We start from the raw sequence: 17,275 nt of genomic DNA on the forward strand, positions 1-17,275 counted from the left end.
GCCTCAGCGCTCCAGGATCGCCACCACGCCCATGCCGCCGGCGGTGCAGATGCTGACCAGGCAGCGGCCGTGGCCGCGCTGCTTCAGTTCCTTGGCGGCAGTGGCGACGATGCGCGCGCCGGTGGCGGCGAACGGGTGGCCGGTGGCCAGCGACGAGCCGTTCGGGTTGATCTTGGCCGGATCGATGGCGCCCAGCGGTGCGTCCAGGCCGAGCCGGAGCTTGCAGTACTCCGCGCTTTCCCACGCGCGCAGCGTGCACAGCACCTGTGCGGCGAAGGCTTCGTGGATCTCGTAGAAATCGAAATCCTGCAGCGAAAGGTTGTTGCGCTTCAGCATTTCCGCCACCGCCACGGTCGGCGCCATCAGCAGGCCTTCGCCATGGACGAAGTCCACCGCGGCCACCTGTGCGTCGCGCAGGTGGCACAGCACCTCGTGGCCGTGCTGCGCGGCCCACTCGTCGGTGGCCAGTAGGCAGGCCGCAGCGCCGTCGGTAAGCGGGGTGGAGTTGCCCGCGGTCAGAGTGCCCTTGCCGGAGGTTTTGTCGAACGCCGGCTTCAGCGTCGCGAGTTTTTCCACGCTGGTGTCGGGGCGCAGGATGTTGTCGCGCGCCACGCCGCGGAAGCCCACCACCAGATCGTCGAAGAAGCCGCGCGCGTAGGCCGCGGCCAGCTTGTGGTGGGAGGCGGCGGCCAGCGCGTCCTGCGCCTCGCGCGGGATACCCCATTCCTTCGCCATGTCCTCGCAGTGCTGGCCCATCGACCTGCCGGTGCGCGGTTCGGCCACGCCCGGGAAGTCCGGCTTCAGCTCGGAAAGGCGGAAGCCCTTGAACGCCGCCAGCTTGTCCTTGAAGGTCCTGGCCGCCGCGGCCTTCAGCAGGCGCTGACGCAGCGCCTTGCCGTACACGATCGGCACGTCCGAGGTGGTGTCGGAACCACCGCCGATGCCAGCCTCGATCTGCCCGGTGGCAATTTTGCCGGCGATATGGACGATGGCATCCAGCGAGGTGCCGCAGGCGCGCTGCAGGGTGATGCCCGGGGTCAGCGGCGACAGGCCGGAGGACAGCGCAGCCTCGCGGCCGAGGTTCCAGTCGGACGAGTGCTTGATCACCGCGCCCATCGCCACTTCGCCCAGCTGCTGCCCGTGCAGGCCGAATTTCTCGACCAGCGCGCCCAGCGTGCGTACCGACATCCCCAGGTTGCCGACATCGGCGTAGGCCGTGTTCTGTCGGCAGAAGGGGATGCGGACGCCACCCAGGATGGCGACGGGACGACCGTGTTGCATGGGCTCACCTCGGGGTCGGGCCCGCGACGCGGGCATAATGAGATTCCGAGTGTAACGTCGCCCGTCCGAGTCGGGACTCCACATGGCCACCAATGACCCTGATTCCCCTGCGTTCCGAGGCGTCATCGCCATTGAGCTGCGTGACGGCGCGCAGCCCGGACGCGCGGCGCTTCCGGCAAAAGAGGCAGGCGATATGGCCACGCTGCTGGGCCGCGATCTGGCCCGGCTGGTGCCGGATGTGGTGGACTGCGATCTGGCCCTGATGGCCGCCCATTTCGACCCGGCGGAAGCGCTGCGACCCGGCTGGCCCCTGCACCGCCGCGTGCTGGAATTGCTGCAGCGTGCGCCCGGCCAGGCACAGGGCGCCCGCGTGATCGGCTTTGGCGCCGACGCCCAGGGCGGCGTGCCGCAGCCGTTGCAGGCCGATGCCGGGCTGGCCGGTGGTGGCCTGCGCATCCTGCCGTTCGTCCTGCGCGGCCCGGGCCTGGCTGCCGCCGGGGAACGGCTGGAGTCGATGCTGCTCGACACCGGCATGGCCAGCGCCGACGCAGCGCTGGCGCTGCAGGACGGTCTGGAGGCCCAGGTGGAGCATGTCCGCTACCTCAGCCTGCATGACCTGCTGGCGATGATGGCGATGCAATACCAGAACGTCGGCCTGCACGGCCTGTGGTCGCTGCTGGAGGCCGCGCTGCTGACGCCGGACGATGTGTGCGTGCTGGACGCCCCGCCGGAACCGCTGGCCCGCTACGGCGATGGCGAGGTGCGCATCGCCCTGCTGGACCCGCCGGCATGGCGCCAGCGCAACGCCCCGGACGAGCCGGACGGCGACCGCCTGGAACGCGCCTTCACCCGCTTTCTGGCACGCCAGCGGCAATACGCCGCGGTGTTCGAGGTGCACGGCGTGCCGGTGCAGTTCGTGCATTGCAGCGACGGCCAGCGCGACTGCCTGGGTTGATGCCGATACCGGGCAGGTAGCCCGGCACGCAGGTCTGTTTCAGTTCACGGAGACGCGGATCACCCCGCAGGCCACCCGCGCGCCGGCGTTGCCGGCCGGCTGGCTGCTGTAGTCGTCCGCGGCGGCGTGGACGACGATCGCGCGGCCGGCGATGTCGTTGGCGCCGCCGCCGAGGGTGACCCCGTCGATGTGGGTATCCACCCGCGCCACGCCGCTGGCATCGGCCACCAGGTTGTCGGCATCGCCGGCATGGTGGGCGCCGTGGCCGGCGCGGCCGTGTGGCTGCGCGCCCGGGTTGAAGTGGCCGCCCGCGCTGCTGGCATCGACCGCGCTGCAGTCGCCTTTTTCATGGATGTGGAAGCCGTGGCTGCTGCCCGGCTGCAGGCCACCCACCTCGCCGCTGAGGTGGACGCCGTTGCCCATCGGGACCAGCACCAGGCGACCGCTGACCAGACTGCCCGAGGCCGAGGCCAGGTTGGCCACGGCTTCGCGGGCGGTGCTGGTGTAGCCGGAACGCGCGCCAGGGGCGGACGCCGGCGGGGCATCCGCACCGCGCGGGGCGCTGACGCAACCGGCCAATCCGGCGATGAGGAGGGTGGAACCGAAGGCGGCAAGGACGGGGTGCATCGAGGACGTCTCCTGGTCGCGGATGGGGACCATCACGGGGGCATCACTCTGCCGCGGGTGGGCTTCAGCGGAGATGAAGACCGCGCCTCAACGGCGCTTGCGCGACGACCCCAGCTTGCGGGTTACCGTGTTGCGGCTCAGGCCCAGCGCCTCGGCGGCGTCGCCGCGGTGGCCGCCGTGCAGGGCCAGCGCGGCGTCAAGCAGCGTGCGGTCGAGGCGCTCACGGGCAACGGCGTGCAGGCCGGGCGTGCCTCGTGCCAGCTCCGCCCGCGCCCAGGCATCCAGCGCCTGCGCCCAGTCGGCGTCGGATTGCGCCGGGACGGCGGCAGCCCCAGGCAGTGCCAGCGCCAGATCCGCAGGCCCGATGGTGTCGCCCGGGGCCAGCGCGGCAAGCCGCCAGCACACGTTTTCCAGCTCGCGCACGTTGCCCGGCCAGGCGTGCGCGCGCAGGCGCTCCAGCGCGGGCGCGGACAGATTCCTGGCCGGCAGCTGCAGGGTGCGCGCGGCGTGGGCGAGGAAGCGCGACGCCAGCTGCGGGATGTCCTCGCGGCGCTCGCGCAGCGGCGGCAGGCGCAGGCGCACCACGTCCAGCCGGTGCAGCAGGTCGGCGCGGAAGCGGCCCTGCGCCACCAGCGCTTCCAGCGGCTGGTGGGTGGCGGCGATCACGCGCACGTCCACGCGGATCAGTTCGCGCCCGCCGACGCGGAAGAATTCGCCCTCGGCCAGCACGCGCAGCAGGCGGGTTTGCAAGGCCGCGGGCATGTCACCGATCTCGTCGAGGAACAGGGTGCCGCCGTTGGCCTGTTCGAAACGGCCAAGCTGGCGCCTGTTTGCACCGGTGAACGCACCGGCCTCGTGCCCGAACAGCTCGCTCTCGAGCAGTTCGGCGGGGATCGCGGCGGTATTCAGCGCCACGAACGGGCGCGCCGCACGGGGCGACTCGCGGTGCAGCGCGCGCGCCACCAGCTCCTTGCCGGTGCCGGTTTCGCCGGTGATGAGCACCGACAGCGGCACCTGCGCCAGCCGGCCGATGGCGCGGAACAACTCGCGCATCGCCGGAGCCTGGCCGACCAGCGCCGGTTCGCCCTCCGCCGGCGCGGGCGGCGCGGCGGGCTGCGGCGTCCGGACCCTACCGACCGGCAGCGCGCGCTCGATCAGCGCCACCGCATCGTCCATGTCGAACGGCTTGGACAGGAATTCCTGTGCGCCGCCGCGAAACGCCCCGGCCGTGCTGGCCACGTCGGTATGCGCGGACATCACGATCACCGGCAGCTGCGGATGCGCGGCCTTCAGTCTGTCCAGCAGCACCAGCCCGCTGTCGCCGGGCATGCGCACGTCGGTCAGCAGCAGGTCCGGCAGACGCCCGTCCGCCAGCGCGGCCAGCACCTCCGCGGCATCGGCGAAAGCGGTGACGCGATAACCGGCTTCGCCCAGCGCGGCGGCCAGCACGAAGCGCACCGAGCGGTCGTCATCGACGACCCAGACGTGAGGGGCGTCAGTCATCGCTTGGCTCCGGTGCGGCGCTCGGATCAGCCGGGGCATCGGGTTCTGGCATCGCCAGCGGCAGCAGCAGCGTGAACACGGTATGGCCCGGGCGCGAGCGCCAGGTCAGCGCGCCGCGGTGTTCGCGCGCGACCTGCTGGGCCAGCGCCAACCCCAGCCCGGTGCCATCGGCACGGCCGCTGACCAGGGGCAGCAGCAGGTGTTCAGCCAGCTCCGGCGGCACGCCGCGGCCGTCATCCACCACGTCCAGCCGCAGCGCCAGCCCCGGTGGCGCCTCGCCAATGCGGGCTCCGTGTTCGGCGCGGGTACGCAGGGTCACCGTGCCGGCGCCGGCCTCGATGGCATTGCGCACCAGATTCCATGCGGCTTGGCTCAGGCGGTCGCCGTCGGCAAGGAATTCCGGCAGCGAGGGGTCGTAGTCGCGCTGCAGCTGCACCGCCCAGCCGGCATCGCTCTCGGCCAGCCGCAACACCCGTTCCAGCACGGCGTGGATGTTGACTGCGGCGAAAGGGCGCGGGGGCGCCGGCGTCAGCAGCTGGTCCACCAGCGCCGAGAGCCGGCCCACTTCGCTCTCGATGATGCCGGTCAGTTCGCGGCCGTCGCCATCGACGCGCCGCGCCAGCAGCTGGGCGGCCCCCTTGATGCCCAGCAGCGGGTTGCGCAGCTCGTGCGCCAGGCCCTTCAGCGACGCTGCCAGGGCCGAGGGCAGCAACAGCGCGGGATCGGTGCCCGGAAATTCGTCCACCGGATGGGCTTCCAGCCATGCCCCGCCCTCGGCCGGGCCCAGCCAGAGGTCGGCAAACCGCAGGGCATCGGTGCCGGGCACCGCTAGCCCCACCCGCCGCAGGCGCACCGGCGCCTCCAGCGGGCGCGCCAGTCGCGCCGCCAATTGGCCATCGTCGCGCTCCAGCGCGGCGGCCTGCAGGCCGAGCAGGCGGCGCTTGCCGACTCCGAGCCAGCGCGCCATCGCCGTGTTGGCGAAGGCGACCGCGCCCGCCGCGTCCAGCCGCAGCAGCGGCGTGGCCAGCGCATCGAGCGTGGCGTGGTCGAGGGAGGGGATGTCCATTTGCACTAATCTAGTGCAAATGGGCGGCAGCCGCTTCAGTGGCCGGCGGCAAGCCGCTGCTGGACCAGCGCGTACAGGATCCGCAGGTCTTCGGCATCGAACGCAGCCTGCGGGTCCTCGCCGTCGTCGCGCCCGCGGTAGTGGCGGTGGAACGCGCGCACCGCGGCGGCACGGTCGTCCAGCGGGTAGCCCACGGCGGCCATCGCCAGCCACGGGTCGAATCCGGCGGGCGGGTCCAGCAGCGGCCCGCGCGGCCACAACCCGTAGCCGGCCTCGGCCAGGCGTGCCCAAGGAAACAGCGCGCCGGGGTCGCGCTTGCGGGTGGGCGCCAGGTCGGCGTGGCCGATCACCTGGCTCTTCGGGATCGCCAGCCGGGCGGTGAGGTCGTCCAGCAGCCGCAGCAGCGTGGCGATCTGCGCGTCGGTGTAAGGCTCGCCCACCGCGTTGTCGATCTCGATGCCGATGGAGGTGCTGTTGAGGTCGGTAAGGGTGCCCCAGCGGCCGCCACCCGCGTGCCAGGCGCGTGCGCCGTCGGCCACCAGCTGGTAGAGGCGGCCGTCATCGCCGATCAGATAGTGCGCGCTGACCGGCCCGCCGCGGTTGGCGGTGCGCAGGGTGCGCAGGCTTTCCTGCGCCGACGACTGCTCGGTGGCATGCAGCACGATGACCACTGCGCGCCGGGCATCGTGGTTGGGCGAGGGCACCCATTCGGCCAGCGGGTTGCGAGGCATGCGTGGGGCGTGTGCACACGCCGCCAGCAGCAGGCAGGCAAGCGACAGCCAGCGGATGGACGGCGCGCGATGCATTTTCCGATCCTAGCCGATGCGCAGCTGCGACGGGGCTGCTAGCCTGCGCCCATCGCCAACGGCGAAAGCGATCCGAGGCTCATGTTGCGGGAAGCAAGCCCATCCGAAGATCCAGCGCACTCCGCCCTGTTCCGGGCGTTGCAGCGCCGTCGCCTGCATCAGGTGCTCTGGGTATTGGCGCTGGCTTTTGCCGTGCTGGTGGTGATGAATCTCTCCACGCAGGGCTACCTGAGCGCCGGGTTCGAGCTGGTCATGACCGGAGCACTGGCGCTGGCCCTGCGCTGGAACGCACGTGGCCGCCTGACGCAGGCGTTGGTGCTGACCATCGTGGCCCTGCTGCTGGGCCTGTGCGCGCTGACGGCCGTCGGCCAGGGCCTGTATGACGAGGCGCTGGTCGCGTTTCCGGGTCTGTTGCTGTTCGCCGGCCTGTTCGGTTTGCGCAGGACCTTCATGGCCCTGCTCGGCTGCATGATCGTCGTGGTGGTAGCGTTGTTCTTCCTGCATCAGGGCGATCTGCTGCACAGCATGCCCAAGCTGCCGATGGACTGGAAGCGTCCGTTCGTGCTCAGCATGATCATTGGCGTCACGGGCCTGCTTGCCTGGCTGCTGGTCAATGACCTGGGGCAGGCGATGCGCCAGCTGGAGTCCGAGAAGCGCGCATTGCTGGCGTCGCATGCACGCATCGAGGTGCTGGCCCAGCGTGACAGCCTGACCGGCCTGCCCAACCGCACGCTGGCCGGGGAGCGGCTGGCGTTCCTGCTGCAGCATGCACGTCGTAACGGCGGCATGGTTGCCGTGATGTTCCTCGATCTGGACAACTTCAAGACCATCAACGATTCACTGGGACATGCGGCGGGCGACGACCTGCTGTGCCAGGTCGCCGCCAAGCTGCGCGCCTGCGTGCGCGAATCGGACACGGTGGCACGGGTATCCGGCGACGAGTTCCTGATCCTGCTGGGCGAGTTGCAGGACGAGGACGCGATCGTCGCGGTGGTGGCCAAGGTCACCCATCTGCTGGGGCAGCCCTTCGCGCTGAACGGCGTTGACGTGCTGGTGACCGCTTCGCTGGGCATCGCCGTGTCGCCGCGCGATGGCGAGGCGCCGGAGGTGCTGCTGAAAAACGCCGACCTGGCCATGTACCAGGCCAAGGATGCCGGCCGCAACACGTTCTGCTTCTTCGATCCCAGCATGAACGAAAGCGTCACCGAGCACCTGCATATCGCCGCCGGCCTGCGCACGGCCCTGGCCAACGACGCTTTCGAGCTGCACTACCAGCCGCAGTTCGACCTCCGCAGCGGCGCCATCGTGGGGGCGGAAGCGCTGTTGCGCTGGCGGCATCCGGAGCTGGGCTATATCCCACCGGGCAAGTTCATCCCGGTAGCCGAGCGCAGCGGTCTGATCAACGAGATGGGCGCCTGGGTGCTGCGCCGGGCCTGCCTTGATGCACAGGCCTGGCGCGCCGCCGGCCTTGGCGAGTTGCAGGTAGCGGTGAACGTCTCGCCGCTGCAGTTCCGGCGCAACGACATCGAGCGCGATGTGACCCGCGCGCTGGCCAGCAGCGGACTGCCGGCCCAGGCGCTGGAACTGGAGTTGACGGAGTCCCTGCTGGTCGCGGACGCCCGCAATATCGGCGATGTCCTGCAGCGGCTCCGGGCGCAGGGCGTGCAGATCGCCATCGACGATTTCGGCACCGGCTATTCCAATCTCGGCCACCTGCAGCGCTTCGCGGTGCACCGGCTGAAGATCGACCAGTCGTTTGTACGCCGCATATGCGCCAACCCCCACGATGAGGGGCTGGTGCGGGCCATCATCGAGATGGCGCACTGCCTGGACCTGCAGACCGTGGCCGAGGGCGTGGAGGATCCCGAGACGCTCGAACGCCTGCATGCGTTCGGCTGCGAATCCGCGCAAGGCTTCCACTGGTCCCCTGCGCTGCCGAACCCTGCGTTCATGGCGTTCGTGCGCAGCGCCAGGTCCGGGCCGGAAGCCGCGCCGGCAGGGTAACCGAGCCTGGCCACGACGGGCCGGCTGATGCGCAAGCAGGCCCGTTGCCGCCCGCCCGCGCACAGCCGGCAGCCCGGTCAGATCGTGTAGTACATCTGGTACTCCAGCGGGTGGGTGGCCGCGCGGAACGCGGTCACCTCCTTCATCTTCAGCGCGATGTAGGCGTCGATGAAGTCGTCGGTGAAGACGCCGCCGGCCTTGAGGAATTCGCGGTCGTTGTCCAGCGCCTCCAGCGCCTGGTCCAGCGAGTGGCACACGGTCGGGATGCCCTTCTCCTCTTCCGGCGGCAGGTCGTACAGGTCCTTGTCCGACGGCGCGCCCGGATCGATCTGGTTGCGGATGCCGTCCAGGCCGGCCATCAGCAGCGCGGCGAAGGTCAGGTAGCCGCTGTTCATCGGATCGGGGAAGCGGATCTCGATGCGGCGCGCTTTCGGGTTGGCCACGTACGGGATGCGGCACGACGCCGAGCGGTTGGACGCCGAGTAGGCCAGCATCACCGGCGCCTCGAAGCCCGGCACCAGGCGCTTGTAGCTGTTGGTGGTGGAGTTGGCGAACGCGTTGATGGCGCGGGCGTGCTTGAAGATGCCGCCGATGTACCACAGGGCCACCTGCGACAGACCGCCGTAGCCGTCGCCGGAGAACAGGTTGACGCCGGCCTTGGCCAGCGACTGGTGCACGTGCATGCCGCTGCCGTTGTCGCCGACCAGCGGCTTGGGCATGAAGGTCGCGGTCTTGCCGTTGCGGTGGGCGACGTTCTTGATGATGTACTTCATCGTCAGCAGGTCGTCGCCTTTCTTCACCAGTGTGTTGAAGCGGGTGCCGATCTCGCACTGGCCGGCGTTCGCCACCTCGTGGTGGTGCACTTCGGTCTCGATGCCCACGGCTTCCAGCGTCTTGCACATCTCGGCGCGCAGGTCGTGCAGCGAATCCAGCGGGGCGACCGGGAAGTAGCCGCCCTTCACCATCGGGCGGTAGCCGCTGTTGCGGCCGTCGTAGTCGCGGCCCGAGTTCCAGTGGGCCTCTTCCGAATCGACGTGGAAGAAGGTGTGGCCCATTTCGTTGGCGAAGCGCACCGAGTCGAAGATGAAGAACTCAGGCTCGGGGCCGAAGAAGGCCTGTTCGGCGATGCCGCTGGCCTTGAGGTAGGCCTCGGCACGCTTGGCAACGCCGCGCGGGTCGCGCGTATAGGCCTGCATCGTGGTGGGGTCCAGGATGTCGCAGGTCAGCACCAGCGTTGGGTCAGCGGTGAACGGATCCAGGAACGCGGTGGAGGCATCCGGCAACAGCACCATGTCGGAGTTCTGGATGCCGCGCCAGCCGGAGATCGAGCTGCCATCGAACATCTTGCCGTCCTCGAACAGACTGGCATCGATGATCGACTTGGGGAAGGTCACGTGGTGCTGGACGCCGCGCATGTCGGCGAAGCGCAGGTCGACAAATTCGACCTTGTGGTCCTTGACGAGTTTTTCGATGTGTTCAAGCGACATGGCAGACTCCGGGGCGAAGGGAATGGGATCGCCGGCGGCGGCGATGCATCCACCTAAGCACACGGCGTGCCAACCGCTTTGCCTGACGCAAGAGATTGATTTTGAAAAGATCGTTGCGGCGGCGGCGGCCGGCCCGGGCACGCGGATGGATCAATTGTGTGCAATTTGCACATTTTTAGTGCAATCAATGGTTCGAGTATGCTGGCCGCCTCCGTGCGGGTGCCGCACGCCCCATCTGGTGCCGCTGCTCCATGACCGACCTGCTTGCCGCCCTGCTGCTGGGCATCATCGAAGGCATCACGGAATTCCTGCCGATTTCCAGCACCGGCCACCTGCTGATCGCCGAGCGTTGGCTGGGCCACCGCAGCGACCTGTTCAACGTGGCGATCCAGGCCGGCGCGATCCTGGCAGTGGTGCTGATCTACTGGAAGCGCCTGTGGGGCATGCTGCTGGCTTTCATCGGCCGCGATGCTCCGGCCGACTTCGATCCGCTGGGCGTGCCCACCCCACCGGCGCAATCGCGGGAATACGCCTACAAGCTGGCGGCCGCGTTCGCGGTCACCGCGGCCGGCGGCCTGCTGGTGAAGAAGCTGGGCTGGATGCTGCCCGACACCGTCCAGCCCATCGCCTGGGCGCTGGTGCTGGGCGGCGTCTGGATGATGCTGGCGGAGCAACTGGCGGCACGGCGCGCGGCGCGCGAGGGCGAGCGCACGGCCATCGCCTGGCGTACCGCCCTGCTGGTCGGCCTGGCGCAAATCGTAGCAGGCGTATTTCCCGGCACTTCGCGCAGCGCGGCGACCATCTTTGTGGCCCTGCTGGCGGGCACCACCAGCCGCGCGGCCGCCACCGAGTTCGCCTTCCTGGTAGGCATTCCCACCATGTTCGCCGCCACCGGCTACGAGCTGCTGGCGACCTGGCGCGATGGTGGAATGGCCGGCGAGGACTGGAGCGCGCTGGGCGTGGCGTTCCTCGCCTCGGCCGTGACCGCCTTCGTGGCGGTGAAGTGGCTGCTGCGCTTCATCCAGGGCCACCGCTTCACCGCGTTTGCGGTGTACCGCGTCCTGCTGGGTGCGGCGCTGCTGCTGTGGTTGCCGACGGGGCAGTGATCGGAGCGGGTCCAGGAGGCTTTGCGATGGACAAGGCGTGCGCCATGCTGCTGTTCGGGTCCCTGCTGGGAGGCTGTCAGGCGACGCCTGCGCCTGCGCCTGCGCCCGTGGCCGTCATGCCGGGAACTTCATCGCAGCCGCAAGCAGCCGAGCTGCAACAGGCGATGCCGGCTCCCTCTGGCGCATTGGCCACCGTGCTGGAATTGACCCGCCATTCCTGGCGTCTGGCGACGGCGACCGACGCGGGCGGCCATCGCATTGCGGCCCTGTCTGCCCGCCCGGACAAACCGCTCCGGCTGGATTTCAATGCCTCGCTGGTCAGCATAGGCGGCGCATGCAACGTGATCAGCGCCCATCACAGCGCAGCGGCGGACAGCCTGTTGGTGGCGCCGTTCAACAGTGCCAGCGCGCCCTGCGAGAACCCGGCCCTGGCCGCGGCGGGGGCGGCATTGGCCTTGCGGCTACAGGGCCGCCTGGCGCTGCGGTTCGAGCAGGCCACGCCAACACGGCTGATTCTGGTCAATGCAGGTGGCGACACCCTGGCTTTCGAGGCGGTGGACAGCGCCCCGGGGGCGCGCTGAAGCCACGCGGGCGGCCGCGCTGCACGCCTGCGCGGGCACGGACGGCAAGGCCGCCCGCGCGCCGCGACTTGCCCACAACGGGATTACTGCGGCATCAGCACACTGTCGATCACGTGCACCACGCCGTTGCTCTGGCGCATGTCGGCGGCGACCACCTTGGCAGTGCCGCCCTTAGCGTCGGTCAGCACGATGCCGCCCATGCCATCGGCCTTGGCGGTGAGCGTGCCGCCCTGCACGGTGGTCAGCGTGGCGGTGCCGCCGCCGGCCTGGATCTGCTTGGCCAGCGTGGCGGCATCCACGTTGCCGGCCACCACGTGGTAGGTCAGCACGCCGGTCAGTGCGGCCTTAGCTTCCGGCTTCAGCAGAGCGTCCACGGTACCGGCTGGCAGCTTGCCGAAAGCTTCGTTGGTGGGCGCGAAAACAGTGAACGGGCCGGCACCTTGCAGCGTGCCGACCAGATCGGCGGCCTTCACTGCAGTGACGAGGGTGCTGAGGCTGGGCGCGGCGACGGCGGCAGCGACGATATCCTTCTGCTGGGCGTGCGTGGCGTGGTTGCTGGCTTCCATGGGAGTGGTGGCAACGGCAGGAGCAACGCACAGGGAAAGGGCAAGGGCGCTGGCAAGGGCGAACGGCAGAGTGGACTTCATCGGTGAATCTCCGGATCAATGGGGGAGTGTGCTCACGCGGGCGGTGGAGCGCCGACGTTGCAGGAAGCATTACGACGCCGCCACGCGGCTGGATGCAGTGATGCAGTCGATCCCCGCGTGGCGTCGCGCGATTTCACGCGGCGTGAACACGCGCGCGCATTGCGGAACCTGCTTTCGGCGGCGGGTTGAGGCGGCGTCGAGGCTCAGGCTGCGCCGCGGTGGACGTTCAGAGCGGATCGTCGGAGGTCGACGTCCGGTGCTTAGCCCGCAGCGAAGAATCGCGCGAACGCGTCCGCAGTGCGGGCGATGCCGGCATCGTCCACGTCGAGGTGGGTGACCAGGCGCAGCGTCGGCAGGTAGCCGATGCTGATGCGGATGCCCGCCGCGCGCAGATGCGCGTCGAGGTCACGCAGGCGCGCCACAGGCACGTCGATGAAAACCATGTTGGTGTGCTGGCCGAGTACGGTCAGGCCGTCGATGGCGCGCAGCCGTTCCGCCAGTCGGGCGGCGCGGGCGTGGTCGTCGGCCAGCCGGTCGATGTGATGATCAAGGGCGTACAGGCCGGCGGCCGCCAGCATGCCGGCCTGACGCCAGCCGCCGCCGCAGACCTTGCGCCAGCGCCGCGCCTTGTCGATCAGCGCGCGGCTGCCGACCAGCACCGAGCCAACCGGCGCACCCAGGCCCTTCGACAGGCAGACCGAGACGGTGTCGAAATGGCGTGCGATCTCGCGTGCCGGCACGCCGCAGGCGACGGCCGCGTTGAACAGACGGGCGCCATCGAGGTGGTAACCCAAGCCGCGTTCGCGTGCAACGTCGCCCGCCGCACGCAGGTAGTCCAGCGGCAGGGTGCGGCCGTGCCAGGTGTTCTCCAGCGCCAGCAGGCGGGTGCGCGCGAAGTGCGGATCCACCGGCTTGATCGCCGCGGCCAGGCGATCCAGCGGCAGGCTGCCGTCCTCGGCCTGCACGATGGGCTGCGGTTGGATCGAGCCCAGCACGGCAGCGCCACCGCCTTCGAACTTGTAGGTGTGCGCGTCCATCCCGACGAGGTATTCGTCGCCACGCTCGCAGTGCGACAGCAGCGCAAGCAGATTCGACTGCGTACCGGTGGGCACGAACAGGCCCGCCTCGAACCCCAGCATCGCCGCCAGCCGTTCCTGCAAGGCATTGACCGTCGGGTCCTCGCCGTAGACGTCATCGCCCACCGGTGCCGCGTGCATCGCCTCGCGCATCGCCGCGGTGGGCTGGGTGACGGTATCGCTGCGCAGGTCGACCACGTGCATCGCTTGTCCTTCTCTCGGCTGCCGGGGCGCTGACTGTACTGCGGAATCCGGGTGGGGCGCAGGGGGCGGTAGCGCGCTTCGCGGAGGCAGTGGTTAAGCGGGCGTGGAGGTTCAGGTTGCCCGGCGGTGGTCGTTCAGACCGCCTGCGTAAGGTGCGGGTGGCCCGGTCGCAATGCGTGTTTTCCGTGTGGTGGCGCGGCCGGGCTTCCCCAACGTTTTGATCCCCCGCAGAACCGAAGGAGACACCGATGCACAAGCCCCAATCCTCGATGGCCCTGTTCGCCGGCGTGGTCGCGGCGTTCGCCACCTGCGCGGCCTTCGCCCAGGAGGCGCAGCAGGCCCCGAAGACCGTGCCGGCGCAGGCCGCCGAGCAGATGCCGACGCAGGCACGGGACGCGTCCGCCGACGGCATGGCGCACGCCGCCGGGGCCGGCATGGCCGGCGATCCGATGGCGGCGAAGGCCGACAAGTCCGAGGCGAAGACAGACGGCAAGGCGGATGACACGAAGGCGGCACCGGCCAAGGGAGACGATGCGGCGAAGACCGACCCGCGCTGAGGGTCCCCGGCCCCTGCGTCTTCACCCGTTCCATCAGGATAAGAACAACAACGCACGCAAGGACGCGGCAGCCGATGTGTTGTGGCACGAAGGGCGGCCTGGGCCGCCCTTCGTTTTTGCGCTCGTCCGGACGTGAATCTCCGTTCATGTTCGTGACGTAAGGTGGCGGACATGCACACGCCGTCGGCCTCCGACCCTTCTGCCATCGACGAGCGCCAGCGCCAAGCCGCGCTCGACCGCCTGCAGATTCTGGACACCGTGCCGGAGCAGGCCTACGACGACCTCACGCGCGTCGCAGCGGCCGTATGCGACGCGCCGATGGCGCTGGTCTCGCTGATCGACCGCGACCGGCAGTGGTTCAAATCGCGCCACGGCATTGACTTCGCCCAGACCGAGCGCTGCATCGCGTTCTGCGATTACGCCATCCGCGTCCCACAGCAGATGCTGGTGGTCTCCGATGCGCGCCGTGATCCGCGCTTCCGCGACAACCCGCTAGTCCACCTGGGCCAGGGCATCCGGTTCTACGCAGGCGTGCCGCTGGTCTCGCCGGACGGCTTCGCGGTCGGCACACTGTGCGTGCTGGATTCCCGGCCGCGACGGCTGTCCAAGCTTCAGCGGGATGCACTGGAAGGCCTAGCCCGGCAGGTATCGCGCCTGCTCGAACTGCGCCTGCGCAACCTTGAGTTGCGGGAGGCACTGGCCGAGCGCGACCGCCTCGCCCACCAGTTGGCGAAGCTGGCCTCCACCGATGCGCTGACGCTACTGCGCAACCGCCGCGCCTTCGACGTGCTGCGCGCCGACCAGCGCGAGGCGCCGACGCTGCCGATGACGGTGGCGATGCTCGACATCGACCACTTCAAGGACATAAACGACACCCACGGCCACGCCGTCGGCGATCAGATCCTGCGCCGACTGGCTGATACCGTGCGCAGCGTGTTGCGCCGCGACGACGAGGCGGTGCGCTACGGCGGGGAGGAATTCGCGCTGGTCCTGCCGGGCACCGATGGCGAGGGCGCCCGCATCCTGCTGGAGCGCCTGCGCGCGCAGGTCGCCTCGGTGCGGGCACCGGTGCCCTTCACCTTTTCCGCCGGCTATGCGGAGGTGCGGCCCGGGGAGCACGGCATCGATGCCGCACTGGCGCGCGCTGACGCCGCGCTGTACGCGGCGAAGGCCAACGGACGGGATCGCATCGAGGCCGCGGGCGCCGACTGAGCAGCGTTCGCCCGCCGGGGCGCAGAGGTGCATCCTTTAGAATGGCATTCCACTTCCTGCCCGATGGCACCACGATGACCACGCTTCCGCCCTGCCCAAGCTGCGGCTCCGAATACACCTACGAGGACGGCGCCCAGCTGGTCTGCCCGGAGTGCGGCCACGAATGGCGTGCCGGTGACACGGTTGCCGCGGAGGACGCCCCGCGCGTGGTGAAGGACGCCGTCGGCAACGTGCTGCAGGACGGCGATACCGTCACTGTCATCAAGGACCTGAAGGTGAAGGGTTCGTCGCTGGTGGTGAAGGTGGGCACCAAGGTGCGCAACATCCGTCTGGTGGACGGTGACCACGACATCGACTGCAAGATCGACGGCATCGGCGCAATGGGGCTGAAGTCGGAGTTCGTGAAGAAGGCCTGAGCCACCCAATCCGCGACCACGCGTTTGCCACTGGCGTCCTTGGCCACGCAGATCGCGGCGGGTTATTGCACCCTTGAATGGGTGCCGGCCAGACGCGTCCGGCGGTGACGTGCACAGCACCGCGGGCTTATAGTCGTGCGCAAGATCCACCGGGGAATCCACCATGCGCCGTCTTGCCACCGTGCTGCTGTGCGCGCTTGCCTTTGCCATGCCCCTGCTGGCCGCCGCCGGCGAGCGGCCCACGCTGGCCAGCTACCACGCCGCGACCGGCGAGGATGCCTGGGCGGGCGGGGTGCGGATGATCCCAATCCACACCCCGCACGGCGACTTCCGCGTATGGACCAAGCGCGTGGGCCACAACCCGCGCATCAAGGTGCTGCTGCTGCACGGCGGGCCGGGCGGCACCCATGAGGCCTTCGAGGCCTTCGACAGCTTCCTGCCGGCCGACGGTATCGAGTACTACTACTACGACCAGCTGGGTTCGTACTACAGCGACCAGCCCAAGGACATGACGCCGTTCCTCAACATCGACCACTACGTCGAGGAGGTGGAGCAGGTGCGCCAGGCGCTGGGCCTGGACCGCGGGAACTTCTTCCTGCTGGGACACTCGTGGGGCGGCATCCTCGGCATCGAGTACGCGCTGAAGTACCCGCAGCACCTCAAGGGGCTGGTGGTCTCCAACATGATGTCCAGCATCCCCGCGTACAACCGCTACGCGCGCGACGTGCTGATGCCGCAGATGGACCAGGCCGCGCTGAAGGAGATCCTGGCGCTGGAGGCCGCCAAGCGCTACGACGACCCGCGCTACGAGGAGCTGCTGGCGCCGTTCTACGAGGCGCACTTCCTGCGCCGGCCGATGGCGCAGTGGCCGGAGCCGGTGCTGCGTGCATTCGGTCGCCACCTCAACAAGGCCGTGTACGTGCCGATGCAGGGCCCCAGCGAAATGGGTGCCAGCGGCGTGCTGGTGGACTGGGACCGCACCGATGACCTCGAGAAGATCGCCGTGCCCACGCTGGTAATCGGCGCCGAGCACGACACCATGGACCCCAAGTGGATGCGGATGATGGCGGGGCGCCTGCCGCACGGCGACTTCCTGTACCTGCCCAACAGCGGCCACATGGCAATGTACGACGACCAGCAGGCGTACTTCACTGGCCTGCTGGCGTGGCTGCACAAGGTGGACGAGGCGCGCTGAAGCGCGGCGCTTACACCACCAGCGCGGCGCGCAGGGGCGCGGCGTCGTCCCAGCGCGCGCGGCCGCCCAGCGCGGCAATTTCCAGCAGCACGCTGGCGCCGACAATCTCGGCATCCAGCCGGCGCGCCAGCGTGCGTGCGGCCAGCAGGGTGCCGCCGGTGGCCAGTACATCGTCCACCAGCAGCACGTTCGCCTTGGGCGCGACTGCCGCCGCCTGCACCTGCAGCGTGTCCTCGCCGTATTCCAGCGCATAGCGCGCCTCCAGCAGCGGGCCGGGCAGCTTGCCGGGCTTTCGCACCGGCACCAGCCCGGTGCCCAGGGCGCGGGCCAGCGGGGCGCCCAGCAGAAAGCCGCGCGACTCGATCGCCAGTACCGCATCCACCCGCGCATCCCGCCAGGGGGCCGCCAGCGCATCGATCGCCGCGGCGAAGGCGGCCGCATCGGCCAGCACCGGCATGATGTCCTTGAACAGCACGCCGGGGCGCGGGAAGTCGGGGGTGTCGCGGATCAGGCGGGGCCAGTCGGTCATCGGGTGGCCGGAACGCAGTGGAA

General features: G+C 69.7%; 17 protein-coding genes. 8 read left to right on the top strand and 9 right to left on the bottom strand.

The annotated features are described in order from the left end of the window. Positions 1–3 precede the first annotated feature (3 nt). Complete coding sequence (locus ACK4SG_RS08390) at positions 4–1,281, bottom strand: acetyl-CoA C-acetyltransferase (protein WP_409601269.1); 1,278 nt, start codon at positions 1,279–1,281, stop codon at positions 4–6. A gap of 82 nt (positions 1,282–1,363) precedes the next feature. Here ACK4SG_RS08390 and ACK4SG_RS08395 point away from each other — a divergent pair, with 82 nt between their 5' ends. Then, positions 1,364–2,236: a hypothetical protein gene (locus ACK4SG_RS08395; RefSeq protein WP_409601270.1), complete on the top strand. Its 873-nt coding sequence runs from the start codon at positions 1,364–1,366 to the stop codon at positions 2,234–2,236. Between the two features lie 39 nt (positions 2,237–2,275). Here ACK4SG_RS08395 and ACK4SG_RS08400 read toward each other — a convergent pair whose 3' ends face one another. The 4 genes from ACK4SG_RS08400 to ACK4SG_RS08415 form a co-directional block, all read right to left on the bottom strand. Then, positions 2,276–2,863: a superoxide dismutase family protein gene (locus ACK4SG_RS08400; protein ID WP_409601359.1), complete on the bottom strand. Its 588-nt coding sequence runs from the start codon at positions 2,861–2,863 to the stop codon at positions 2,276–2,278. An 87-nt stretch (positions 2,864–2,950) separates the two neighbouring features. After that, complete coding sequence (gene ntrC, locus ACK4SG_RS08405; protein WP_409601271.1) at positions 2,951–4,366, bottom strand: nitrogen regulation protein NR(I); 1,416 nt, start codon at positions 4,364–4,366, stop codon at positions 2,951–2,953. Then, positions 4,359–5,432: a two-component system sensor histidine kinase NtrB gene (locus ACK4SG_RS08410; protein ID WP_409601272.1), complete on the bottom strand. Its 1,074-nt coding sequence runs from the start codon at positions 5,430–5,432 to the stop codon at positions 4,359–4,361. Before ACK4SG_RS08410 ends, ntrC begins: the two co-directional genes overlap by 8 nt. Positions 5,433–5,467: 35 nt before the next feature. Continuing rightward, positions 5,468–6,238 (bottom strand): N-acetylmuramoyl-L-alanine amidase, encoded by a 771-nt coding sequence (locus tag ACK4SG_RS08415; protein WP_409601273.1) that lies wholly within the window; start codon positions 6,236–6,238, stop codon positions 5,468–5,470. Positions 6,239–6,376: 138 nt separating this feature from the next. On the opposite strand from ACK4SG_RS08415, the gene ACK4SG_RS08420 reads away from it, so the two are divergent. Beyond that, entirely contained in the window at positions 6,377–8,242 is a 1,866-nt protein-coding gene (locus tag ACK4SG_RS08420) for a putative bifunctional diguanylate cyclase/phosphodiesterase (protein WP_409601274.1), read from the top strand. Between the two features lie 77 nt (positions 8,243–8,319). Here the strand turns inward: ACK4SG_RS08420 and glnA are convergent, their stop codons facing one another. Next, positions 8,320–9,729, bottom strand: coding sequence for a type I glutamate--ammonia ligase (gene glnA / locus ACK4SG_RS08425; protein ID WP_409601275.1), 1,410 nt, complete (start codon positions 9,727–9,729; stop codon positions 8,320–8,322). Between the two features lie 251 nt (positions 9,730–9,980). On the opposite strand from glnA, the gene ACK4SG_RS08430 reads away from it, so the two are divergent. Both ACK4SG_RS08430 and ACK4SG_RS08435 read left to right on the top strand, forming a co-directional pair. Further along, positions 9,981–10,835: an undecaprenyl-diphosphate phosphatase gene (locus tag ACK4SG_RS08430; protein ID WP_409601276.1), complete on the top strand. Its 855-nt coding sequence runs from the start codon at positions 9,981–9,983 to the stop codon at positions 10,833–10,835. A gap of 26 nt (positions 10,836–10,861) precedes the next feature. Beyond that, positions 10,862–11,416 carry a hypothetical protein gene (locus tag ACK4SG_RS08435; RefSeq protein ID WP_409601277.1) on the top strand — a complete coding sequence of 185 codons (555 nt, stop codon included), beginning with the start codon at positions 10,862–10,864 and terminating at the stop codon, positions 11,414–11,416. A gap of 83 nt (positions 11,417–11,499) precedes the next feature. Here the strand turns inward: ACK4SG_RS08435 and ACK4SG_RS08440 are convergent, their stop codons facing one another. Beyond that, positions 11,500–12,063, bottom strand: a complete 564-nt coding sequence (locus tag ACK4SG_RS08440) for a fasciclin domain-containing protein (protein WP_409601278.1) — start codon at positions 12,061–12,063, stop codon at positions 11,500–11,502. Positions 12,064–12,323: 260 nt separating this feature from the next. Then, a complete protein-coding gene (gene ltaE, locus ACK4SG_RS08445; RefSeq protein ID WP_409601279.1) occupies positions 12,324–13,343 on the bottom strand; it encodes a low-specificity L-threonine aldolase in 1,020 nt (339 codons plus the stop codon). A 248-nt stretch (positions 13,344–13,591) separates the two neighbouring features. On the opposite strand from ltaE, the gene ACK4SG_RS08450 reads away from it, so the two are divergent. From ACK4SG_RS08450 to ACK4SG_RS08465, 4 genes are all read left to right on the top strand, one after another. After that, positions 13,592–13,900, top strand: coding sequence for a hypothetical protein (locus ACK4SG_RS08450; RefSeq protein WP_409601280.1), 309 nt, complete (start codon positions 13,592–13,594; stop codon positions 13,898–13,900). Positions 13,901–14,071: 171 nt separating this feature from the next. Next, positions 14,072–15,112, top strand: coding sequence for a diguanylate cyclase (locus ACK4SG_RS08455; RefSeq protein WP_409601281.1), 1,041 nt, complete (start codon positions 14,072–14,074; stop codon positions 15,110–15,112). A gap of 74 nt (positions 15,113–15,186) precedes the next feature. After that, positions 15,187–15,528 (top strand): zinc ribbon domain-containing protein YjdM, encoded by a 342-nt coding sequence (locus ACK4SG_RS08460; RefSeq protein WP_409601360.1) that lies wholly within the window; start codon positions 15,187–15,189, stop codon positions 15,526–15,528. 163 nt (positions 15,529–15,691) lie between these two features. Beyond that, the gene (locus ACK4SG_RS08465; RefSeq protein WP_409601282.1) at positions 15,692–16,723 is read left to right on the top strand and encodes a proline iminopeptidase-family hydrolase; all 1,032 of its coding nucleotides are present in this window, start codon (positions 15,692–15,694) and stop codon (positions 16,721–16,723) included. 10 nt (positions 16,724–16,733) lie between these two features. Here ACK4SG_RS08465 and ACK4SG_RS08470 read toward each other — a convergent pair whose 3' ends face one another. Continuing rightward, the gene (locus ACK4SG_RS08470) at positions 16,734–17,252 is read right to left on the bottom strand and encodes an adenine phosphoribosyltransferase (RefSeq protein WP_409601283.1); all 519 of its coding nucleotides are present in this window, start codon (positions 17,250–17,252) and stop codon (positions 16,734–16,736) included. Positions 17,253–17,275 lie beyond the last annotated feature (23 nt).

The organism is Thermomonas sp., assembly GCF_046293095.1.
Taxonomy (GTDB): domain Bacteria; phylum Pseudomonadota; class Gammaproteobacteria; order Xanthomonadales; family Xanthomonadaceae; genus Thermomonas.